Source organism: Streptomyces sp. MK37H, from assembly GCF_018035285.1.
In the GTDB taxonomy this organism is placed as follows: Bacteria; Actinomycetota; Actinomycetes; order Streptomycetales; family Streptomycetaceae; genus Streptomyces; species Streptomyces endocoffeicus.
This window is the reverse complement of the sequence record NZ_JAAAYH010000647.1, coordinates 1-3,520: the sequence shown is the minus strand read 5'-3', so window position 1 is coordinate 3,520 and position 3,520 is coordinate 1. Positions and strand designations below refer to the sequence as shown.

Annotated in this window: 3 protein-coding genes; all 3 read left to right on the top strand. The window is 70.7% G+C overall.

Annotated elements, in window-relative coordinates:
• The coding region (locus GWI24_RS42090; protein WP_210951294.1) for a TldD/PmbA family protein at positions 1 to 1,271 on the top strand (1,271 nt) is incomplete at its 5' end.
• Positions 1,268 to 2,662, top strand: a complete 1,395-nt coding sequence (locus tag GWI24_RS42085) for a metallopeptidase TldD-related protein (protein WP_210951293.1) — start codon at positions 1,268 to 1,270, stop codon at positions 2,660 to 2,662. The genes GWI24_RS42090 and GWI24_RS42085, both read left to right, overlap by 4 nt.
• Positions 2,663 to 2,746: 84 nt before the next feature.
• Positions 2,747 to 3,520, top strand: a 774-nt coding sequence (tyrS, locus tag GWI24_RS42080; RefSeq protein WP_210951292.1) for a tyrosine--tRNA ligase, incomplete at its 3' end; no start/stop codon positions are given.

Here is a 3,520-nt window from a genome sequence, read left to right as displayed (position 1 = left end):
AGGCGGTGGCGATGGCGAAGCTGTCGGCCAAGGTGATCGAGGCGGCTGGGTCCGATGAGCGGGTGGAGTTGGCGGACGAGCCGGTGCATGCCGACAAGACCTGGGTGTCCTCGTATGAGGTCAACCCGTTCGATGTGGCCGACTCCGACAAGACCGGACTGCTCGCCGAGTGGAGCCAGCGGCTGCTCGCGGCCGATGGGGTCGCGCACGCGGACGCGTCGCTGCTGACCGTGCAGGAGAACAAGTTCTACGCGGACACGGCGGGCACCGTGACCACCCAGCAGCGGGTGCGGCTGCATCCGCAGCTGACCGCCGTGGCCGTGGATCCGGCGAGCGGGGAGTTCGACTCGATGCGGACCCTGGCCCCGCCGGCCGGGCGCGGCTGGGAGTATCTGACCGGCGGGCCCGGCGGGCCCGGTCCGGGCGGCTGGGACTGGGACGCGGAGCTGGCGGAGATCCCGGAGCTGCTGGCCGAGAAGATGCGGGCGCCATCCGTCGAGGCCGGGTCGTACGACCTGGTGGTGGACCCGTCCAATCTGTGGCTGACCATCCATGAGTCGATCGGCCACGCCACCGAGCTGGACCGCGCGCTCGGTTACGAGGCGGCGTACGCGGGCACCTCCTTCGCCACCTTCGACCAGCTCGGAAAGCTGAAGTACGGCTCCGAGGTCATGAATGTGACCGGGGACCGGACCGCCGAGCACGGGCTGGCCACCATCGGCTACGACGACGAAGGCGTGGCCGCCCAGTCCTGGGACCTGGTGAAGGGCGGCACGCTCGTCGGCTATCAGCTGGACCGCCGGATCGCCCGGCTGACCGGTTTCGAGCGGTCGAACGGCTGCGCCTTCGCCGATTCGCCCGGCCATGTGCCGGTGCAGCGGATGGCGAACGTATCGCTGCAGCCCGCCCCCGGCGGCCCCTCGACGGAGGAGCTGATCGGGGACGTCGAGAACGGTCTGTATCTGGTCGGCGACCGCTCCTGGTCGATCGATATGCAGCGGTACAACTTCCAGTTCACGGCGCAGAGGGCGTATCGCATCAGGAACGGCGCTCTCGCCGGGCAGGTGCGCGACTTCGCCTACCAGGCCACCACCACCGACTTCTGGGGTTCGATGACGGCCGTGGGCGGCCCGCGGACGTATGTCCTGGGCGGCGCCTTCAACTGCGGCAAGGCTCAGCCCGGGCAGATCGCGGCGGTCTCGCACGGCTGCCCGTCGGCGCTGTTCCGCGGGGTCAACATCCTCAACACCACCCAGGAGGCCGGACGATGAGCGTGAAGCCCCATGAGATCGTCGAGCGCGCCCTGGAGCTGTCCCGCGCGGACGGCTGTGTGGTGATCGCCAACGAGACCTCGACGGCCAATCTGCGCTGGGCGGGCAACGCCCTGACGACCAATGGTGTCACCCGCGGCCGCACCCTGACCGTCGTGGCCACCGTGAACGGCGGGCAGGGCACCGCCTCGGGCGTGGTGTCCCGGTCCGCGGTCACCGCCGAGGAGCTGGAGCCGCTGGTCCGGGCCGCCGAGGCGGCGGCGCGGGAGGCGGAGCCGGCCGAGGACGCCCAGCCGCTGGTGGAGCGGGATCCGGGCGCGGCGGTCTCCCCCGGCTTCACCGACTCCCCCGCCGTGACCTCCTCCGAGGTGTTCACCGGCTTCGCCCCCGCCCTCGGCGAGTCCTTCGCCCGGGCCCGCGCGGGCGGCCGGGAGCTGTACGGATTCGCCCACCACGAGCTGGTCTCCAGCTATCTCGGCAGCTCCACCGGGCTGCGGCTGCGCCATGACCAGCCCACCGGGACGCTCGAGGTCAACGCCAAGTCACCGGACCGGACGCGGTCGGCCTGGGCCGGGCGGGCCACCCGCGACTTCACCGATGTGGACCCGGCCGCGATCGACGCCGAGCTCGCCCAGCGGCTCGCCTGGGCCGAGCGCAGGGTCGAGCTGCCGGCCGGCCGCTACGAGACGCTGCTGCCGCCGAGCGCCGTGGCCGATCTGCTGATCGACCAGCTGTGGTCGTCCTCGGCCCGGGACGCGGCGGAGGGCCGTACGGTCTTCAGCAAGCCGGGCGGTGGCACCCGGGTCGGCGAGAAGCTGTCCGAGCTGCCCTTCACACTGCGCAGCGACCCGGCCGAGCCGGGTCTTGAGGCGGCGCCGTTCGTGATCGCGCACTCGTCCGGGGACGACGCGTCGGTCTTCGACAACGGTCTGCCGCTGTCCGCCACCGACTGGGTCCGTGACGGGGTGCTCCAGCAGCTGATCACCACCCGGCACACATCCGCTCTCACCGGGCTGCCGCTCGCCCCCGCGGTCGACAACCTCATCGTGGACGCGGGCGGCACCCGCTCGCTGGAGGAGATGGTCGCGTCGACCGAGCGGGGTCTGCTGCTGACCTGCCTGTGGTACATCCGCGAGGTCGACCCGGCGACGCTGCTGCTCACCGGGCTGACCAGGGACGGTGTCTATCTCGTGGAGAACGGCGAGGTAGTCGGCGAGGTGAACAACTTCCGGTTCAACGAGTCGCCGGTGGATCTGCTCGCCCGTGCCACCGAGGCGGGCCGCACCGAGCGGACGCTGGCGCGGGAGTGGAGCGACTACTTCAACCGCGCCGCGGTGCCGCCGCTGCGCATTCCGGACTTCAATATGAGCTCGGTCAGCAAGGGGGTGTGAGGAGCCGAATAGACTGGTCCACGCCCATCCGAAGCGACCGTTTCGAATCCGTCCATATCTGTTTCGCCTATCCCCAGGAACGCCATGACACGCCTCGGCGAATCCGTCGCCCGCGCCAGCGAGCTCCTCAGCCAGGACCTCTCCTCCGACAAGACCGTCGAGCGGCTGCTCGAGGAGACGGGCTCGCGGCGCTATATCGACCTGACGGACCTCTCGCCGACGGAGCAGGCCGAGCTGATCGCGTCCCGTACGGTCGAGATCCTGCCCGGCGTGGCGGAGCTGGCCAAGCGGATCGAGGAGCGCCGCGGCGCCGGCCAGGGCCTGGCCATCAAGCTGGGCATCGACCCGACGGCCGCCGATGTGCACCTCGGCCATGTGGTGCCGATGATCATCCTCAACCGCTTCCAGCGCATGGGGCATGACGTCACGCTGCTGATCGGCGACTTCACGGCCAAGATCGGCGACCCGTCGGGCCGTACGGCGGAGCGCCCGCCGCTGACCGACGAGGACATCGCCCGGAACCTCGCGGGCTACCAGGACCAGGTCCGGCCCTTCTTCGACTTCGAGAAGGTCAACTTCCGGCAGAACAGCGAGTGGCTGGCGCCGTACACCTTCCCGGAGCTGCTGGGGCTGCTCTCCCAGGTGCCGGTCTCCCAGCTGCTGCAGCGCGAGGACTTCCGCAACCGGCTGGCCGCCGGCTCCGGGCTGACCATGTCCGAGCTGCTGTACCCGATCGCGCAGGCCCTCGACTCGGTGGCCCTGGAGTGCGATGTGGAGCTGGGCGGCGCGGATCAGCTGCTCAATCTGCAGATGGGCCGCAAGCTGATGGAGCTGCGCGGGCAGCGGCCGCAGCTGGTG